Origin of the sequence: Methanobrevibacter sp. (assembly GCF_045116495.1) — an archaeon.
Taxonomy (GTDB): domain Archaea; phylum Methanobacteriota; class Methanobacteria; order Methanobacteriales; family Methanobacteriaceae; genus Methanocatella.
In genome coordinates this window covers 1-6089 of record NZ_JBGULU010000141.1, presented here as the reverse complement: position 1 = coordinate 6089, position 6089 = coordinate 1, and the positions used below count along the sequence as shown (strand labels likewise).

The following is a 6089-nucleotide window of genomic DNA, read 5'->3' as shown; positions in this document are numbered from 1 at the left end:
ATTCCTGCCTGAGCAATAGCTTCAGGAATCAGCTTAGGAATCCACTCTGCGTGATGTTCTGCAGCAATTCTTGGATGAATGCCCCCTTCTTCCGGAAATAGCTGTTTTCCAGCCATGGCCAGTATATTTCCGTCACTATCCACAATACCTACACCTGTTTTTTCTGCAGTTCCTTCAATTCCTAAACTTATCAAAATAATCAACTGAAAAATTTAATTAATATTATTTAATAATTAAGAATATAAAAATATTTTTTAAATTTAAAAAACAAATGTGAAAACATGGGATTTTATAGTGCAAATACTCCGGAACAGAAAAGAGTTAAAAAATTGACAGGAGACATTAACATCAGTGAAATGTTTAAAAACGAATGTGAAATTCGTGGAATTCCAATTTATAATGCTTACAATATTCAAAAAAGATTGTTGCATGAGGTGGAACAGGAACAGCTTCATGGTGTTAAAGAAGTGGATGACAGAATGATGGAATTGCTTGACGAAAGGTCAAAAAATAAGGTAACACACAGGTATGTTGACTTCGTTTCAAACGAGGACAGCGCTTCAAGAGGAGTAATACCTCCAAGGTCAGACGAACAGTCAGCACCTCAAGAGCAAATGGAAGTTCCTCCAATGAAAGAAAAAACATCCCTTCCGCCAAAAGACCAGATTAGAATTCCTCCAAGAGCCAGGGACGGTCAGCAATTCTACAGGGATGATGAACTTCCGGAAATCGAAATGCTTAAGAAAATCATGCTTCAAAACAAGAAAATTATTAATCAAAACAAAATCATTATTGATTTGTTGAAAAAACAGGGTGAAAACAATGATTGATGGAATTACAACTTACGGATCTGATGAATTAACCAAAATGCTTCAGGAATGTGATGATTCTGTATTTTTACTTACAATTGGAACTACTGAAACCTCATTGATTGAAGGAATTTCAGGAGCAGGTCCATCAGCGGATTTGACAGAATACACTCCCGCTTCAGATGCTGAATTTATGATTTTAGGCGAAGTAAGATGCTGTGATGCGCCGGCTGAAACCGTAGTGGGTGATGAAGCAGCACCTACACCTGCAAGACTTACCAAAGCTGCACTGCAACTTGCAAATATCCCATTCGTTATTGTTGATGCAGGTTCCAAAATCAAGCCTGACGTTGAATATGTCCATCTCGGGAATGATTATGGAAGAGACATAAGAACCGGAAAAGGAGTTTTAAATCCACTGGAAATATTTGAAAATGCAAAGGATTTAGGTGCAGAACTGTCAAGAAGACATGAAATGCTCATTATCGGTGAAAGCATTGCTGCAGGAACTACCACCGCATTAGGTGTCTTAAGAGCTCTGGGCTATGATGCAAATGAAAAAGTCAGCGGCAGCATGCCACACAATCCACATGACATGAAAACAAAAGTCGTCGATGAAGGATTGAAAAATGCAGGTCTTGACCCTGAAAAAGATGACATTGACGCAATGCAAGCCATTGGTGCTGTAGGAGACCCTACACTAGCTGCCATGTCCGGAATAGTTTTAGGTTCAGAAATTCCGATTATTTTAGCAGGCGGAACACAGATGGCTGCAGTCTGTGCAATTGTAAAATCCGTTCAGCCTAATTTTGATTTTACAAGAATTAATTTAGCCACCACCGTATTTGTGGCAGGAGATGAAACCGCAGATCTCTTCGGAATATTGAAACAGATTGACGATAACATTACCGTTAATGTAGTGGACCCAAGATTTGAAGAATCAGAGCATGGCGGTTTGAAAAATTACCTGAAAGGATTTGTTAAAGAGGGTGCAGGAGCCGGAGGAGCCATGTATACCGCACTCGTTTTAGGAAATTCCGTTGAAAAACTTAGAAAAAGAATAGAAAAGGTATGCAAATAGAGATTAATTCTCTAAACCTTTTTTAATCTACCTCATCACCAAAATTTACCATCGCAAATCAACCATTTTACACCTCATTAGATATCTTTATTAATTTTATTCTACAAAACTACTATCGATAAGAATATTCTTATACAAGGAGGGTAAAATGAATAGACGATTTAAACAAATATTGCTGATTTTAGTAATTTTATCAATAATTACAACAATAAACTGCGTTAGTGCAATAGACGATATTAACACCAATATTACAAGTTCAGATGCATTTAAAACCTATATATCACCTGACGGCAATGATGATTCAGGAGATGGAAGTCTAGAAAATCCTTATAAAAGCTTAAGACATGCTATAGATTTCACTTCGAATGATTCTACAATATATCTAAATGAAGGCAGTTACGTGGGTGAAGACAACAGAAATATTTCATTAGACAAATCAGTTACACTTATCGGTAAATCAAAAGAGAATACCATAATTGACTGTGAGTTATCCGGAAGATTATTTACAATGAATTCAAACAGCAAATTAACTTTAATTAATCTTACATTAACAAATGGTAATTTAACTGATAATGGAGGGCTGATTTATAATGAAGGCGGACAAATTATAATTAAAAATTGTATTTTGCGAAATTCTCAAGGATATTTGAATGGGGGAGCAATATACAATAATTTTGGATCTTTGACTATTGAAGATACATGTTTTATAAACAATACTGCAGTTCAATATGGAGGAGTTATTTTTACGATTGGACAGACTAGCATTAGAAATTCCAATTTTACTCAAAACATAATGACCTCCCAGGAAAGTGTAGGATGCTGCATTGCATCAAATGGAAAATTAAACTTAGACGGATGCATATTTTCAAATAATTTTGTGGTTTACTCAGCGGCTGCCTTGCTAAACCTTGGAAACGCAACAATCAACAACTGCAGATTTGAATATTTAACAACAAACTATACTGCCGGAGCCATAAGCAATCATAACTATGCAGTCATAAACAACAGTTATTTCGGATATAATGATGTCAAATACTATGCTGCTGCACTTTTAGCACCGCCAAGCGGCCAGCATGTAATTACAAAAGTTTATAATTCCATTTTTGAAAAAAATCATGCAGGATACCTTGGAGCGGTAACCAATAACTTTAAAGACACCGAGCTTATCATGGAAAAATGTGCAATTGTTGGAAACTACATTATTAAAGACAGATATTATGGAGACATCGCTTTGGATGATAATGCAAGTGTACTATACTGCTGGTGGGGGCAAAACAACGTAAGTTCCTATTATTACTCTCCACATAGCAGTGACCACAGACCTGAAAAAATCAACGCTTCAAGATGGCTGGTCATGACATTTTCATCAGATAACGGCATTGTTTATAAAAATAAAAAGAATACATTAACTGTAGATTTAAATTATTACTTTGACAATGAAACAAAAGAAATCCGCAAATTAACTGAAGGCATTAATCTTCCTTTAGAAGTTACAGTTTACACATCTTCAAAAACCATTACAAAAAAATTGGTGAATGGTGTTGCAACATTTAATATTAAGCCTGAAGAAAATGATGATGAGGTTTATGCAAAAATAGACAACCAGATATTGAAATTGGATGTAGACTCAAAATATTCAACATTAAGTGTAAATGATTTTACAAAATACTATAAAAGCACCAAAAAGCTATCCGTAAGCTTATTGAACTGTTATAAAGAAGGCATTGTCGGTGAAAAAGTATCAATTAAAATAGGAGGTAAAACATATAGTGCATATACTGATGATGATGGAATAGCTCGTTTTAAAATTAAGGATACTCCTAAAACATTCAATGTAAAAGTTACCTACAAAGGAAATAAATACCATACAGGAACCAGCAAATCCATTAAGGTAAAAATAGTGAAACCTATTATTAAAGCTTCAAAAACTACAATACACAAAAAAGGAAAATATGTTGTCACCTTTAAAAATGCAGATAAAAAACCGATAAAGCATATTAAAGTTAAATTCAAACTCAAAGGTAAAACATTTATCAAAACAACAAATTCCAAAGGACAGGCAAAAATCACTATTAACCTAAAAGCAAGTAAAAAATATACCGTTAAAGTAGGTTTCAAGTCAACTAAAACTTACGGAACCACTACCTTAACCAAAAAAATTAAAGTAATTGCATAATCAATTATCATATGATAATTGATTTATTTTTTTTAATTTAATGCAAATTACATCTAAAATACATGAGCTATTGAGCCCATAAATACAACTATACCTACTATCCAACAGTAGTAAGCAAAAATATCCAAACTTCTTTTTTGAATTAATTCAAGCATCCATTTAATAGCTGCATATCCTGCAATAAATGCTGCAATGAAACCTAAAATTACAGGTAAAAAGTTTGCATCCATTGCCCCACCAATATCCTTAAGTTGCAATAGAAACGCACCAAAAATAGCAGGAATTGATAGAATAAAACTGAATTTAGCTGCAAATTCCTTGTCAAGTCCCATTACAAGACCCGCTGCGATTGTTGTACCTGAACGTGAAAGACCAGGTAAAACTGCGCATGCCTGACCTAATCCCATGAATAATGATTCTTTAGGACCGATATTTTTTAAATTAATCTGACCGCTTGTCATTCTTTGAGACAGGTAAAGGATTGTACCAGTTACAAACAGGAAAAATGCAGGAACATATAATGCACCGGCAAACAATGATTCCACAGCATCATCAAACAATACTCCGACAATAGCGACAGGAATTGTAGCTAAAATCACATACCATGCAAGTCTTTTATAAGGATCATCGATTAAACCTTGTCTGAATCTTCCCTGGAAAATGTCCTGAATACTGATTATCCAGGATAAAATCATTTTAATGATATCTCCTCTAAAGAACCATAAAACTGCAAGCAGGGATCCCAAATGAAGAAAAGTATCGAAAGCTAGAGAGCTTTCAACACCCAATATGTTTTGGATAAACACCAAATGAGCTGAACTACTAACCGGCAAAAATTCTGTCAGACCCTGAACAATACCGATTATAATTCCCTGAATTATATCCATAGATTACACCGCTTAGATATAACTTAACCAATCGTATTTATCTTCAACTTTTGCTTCCACAATATCAAAGAATGCTGTTTGTAATTGTTCAGAGATTGGTCCTCTTCTTCCAATTCCTATTTGTCTGTGGTCGATTGAACGGATTGGAGTTACTTCAGCTGCGGTTCCGGTGAAGAATACTTCATCTGCAGAGTATAATCTTTCTCTTGAAATGACTTCCTCAACTACTTCATATCCTAAGTCACGTGCAATGGTCATGACGGAATCTCTGGTAATTCCCCTGAGGTTGGATGAGGACATTGATGGAGTGAATAACTTTCCGTTTTCAACAAGGAAAATGTTTTCACCACTACCTTCGGAAACATGTCCTTCATAATCAAGCATGATTGCTTCATCGAATCCGTTGTCGATGGCTTCGAGTTTGGCTAACTGGGAGTTCATGTAGTTTGCACCACATTTTGCAAGTGCAGGGAAAGTATCCGGTGCCGGTTTTCTCCATGATGAAACACCAATGTCTACACCGTTTGCCATTCCTTCTTCTCCAAGGTATGATCCCCATTCCCAGGCAGCGATTACTACATTAACAGGACAGCCTAATGGGTTTACTCCTAATTCTCCATATCCTCTAAATACGATTGGACGTATGTAACATGCCCCTAAATCATTGACACGAAGAGTTTCTAAAATAGCTTCTTCAACTTCTTCCTGTGTAAACGGAATATCGATCTTATAAATTTTTGCAGAATCAAATAAACGTTGTACATGTTCTTTTAGACGAAATACTGCCACACCATTTTCATTTTCATATGCGCGAATGCCTTCAAAAACACTAGTACCATAATGAACAACGTGAGAAAGTACTGAAATGTTCGCATCTTTCCATTCAACAAATTCTCCGTCCATCCAAACTTTAGTTTCTTTATCGTCCCATGCCATTATATCACTTCAAATTTTTTTTATAAGTATAGATATAATATTTTATATTAATATAATTTTCTTAACAAAAATTGTCAAAATAGAAAGGTATATATAATAGTAAATCCATAATAATATTTGTTGGTTCCGTGGTCTAGTGGTATGATACCTCCCTTACAAGGAGGGGATCACGAGTTCGAGTCTCGTCGGAACCACTCATT

General features: G+C 35.2%; 5 protein-coding genes, 1 tRNA gene and 1 pseudogene. 4 read left to right on the top strand and 3 right to left on the bottom strand.

Annotated elements, in window-relative coordinates:
• Positions 1 to 203: pseudogene (locus ACJMLH_RS07750) on the bottom strand (serine/threonine protein kinase); the annotation flags it as partial.
• A gap of 78 nt (positions 204 to 281) precedes the next feature.
• Here ACJMLH_RS07750 and ACJMLH_RS07745 point away from each other — a divergent pair.
• The 3 genes from ACJMLH_RS07745 (at position 282) to ACJMLH_RS07735 (ending at position 4066) form a co-directional block, all read left to right on the top strand.
• A complete protein-coding gene (locus tag ACJMLH_RS07745) occupies positions 282 to 830 on the top strand; it encodes a hypothetical protein (protein WP_405276398.1) in 549 nt (182 codons plus the stop codon).
• Positions 823 to 1890 carry a nicotinate mononucleotide-dependent phosphoribosyltransferase CobT gene (gene cobT, locus ACJMLH_RS07740; RefSeq protein WP_405276396.1) on the top strand — a complete coding sequence of 356 codons (1068 nt, stop codon included), beginning with the start codon at positions 823 to 825 and terminating at the stop codon, positions 1888 to 1890. Before ACJMLH_RS07745 ends, cobT begins: the two co-directional genes overlap by 8 nt.
• A gap of 148 nt (positions 1891 to 2038) precedes the next feature.
• A complete protein-coding gene (locus tag ACJMLH_RS07735; protein ID WP_405276394.1) occupies positions 2039 to 4066 on the top strand; it encodes a hypothetical protein in 2028 nt (675 codons plus the stop codon).
• Between the two features lie 53 nt (positions 4067 to 4119).
• Here ACJMLH_RS07735 and uppP read toward each other — a convergent pair whose 3' ends face one another.
• Together uppP and ilvE are read right to left on the bottom strand one after the other, a co-directional pair.
• Positions 4120 to 4953, bottom strand: coding sequence for an undecaprenyl-diphosphatase UppP (uppP, locus tag ACJMLH_RS07730; protein WP_405276392.1), 834 nt, complete (start codon positions 4951 to 4953; stop codon positions 4120 to 4122).
• Positions 4954 to 4965: 12 nt separating this feature from the next.
• Positions 4966 to 5889 carry a branched-chain-amino-acid transaminase gene (ilvE, locus tag ACJMLH_RS07725; protein WP_405276390.1) on the bottom strand — a complete coding sequence of 308 codons (924 nt, stop codon included), beginning with the start codon at positions 5887 to 5889 and terminating at the stop codon, positions 4966 to 4968.
• A 122-nt stretch (positions 5890 to 6011) separates the two neighbouring features.
• Here ilvE and ACJMLH_RS07720 point away from each other — a divergent pair.
• Positions 6012 to 6083 (top strand) — tRNA-Val (locus ACJMLH_RS07720).
• Positions 6084 to 6089 lie beyond the last annotated feature (6 nt).

Excerpts from the sequence above, each read along its gene's own strand:
- ACJMLH_RS07745 (WP_405276398.1), top strand. The coding sequence starts at position 282 with ATGGGATTTTATAGTGCAAATACTCCGGAACAGAAAAGAGTTAAAAAA.
- cobT (WP_405276396.1), top strand. The coding sequence starts at position 823 with ATGATTGATGGAATTACAACTTACGGATCTGATGAATTAACCAAAATG.
- ACJMLH_RS07735 (WP_405276394.1), top strand. The coding sequence starts at position 2,039 with ATGAATAGACGATTTAAACAAATATTGCTGATTTTAGTAATTTTATCA.
- uppP (WP_405276392.1), bottom strand. The coding sequence starts at position 4,953 with ATGGATATAATTCAGGGAATTATAATCGGTATTGTTCAGGGTCTGACA.
- ilvE (WP_405276390.1), bottom strand. The coding sequence starts at position 5,889 with ATGGCATGGGACGATAAAGAAACTAAAGTTTGGATGGACGGAGAATTT.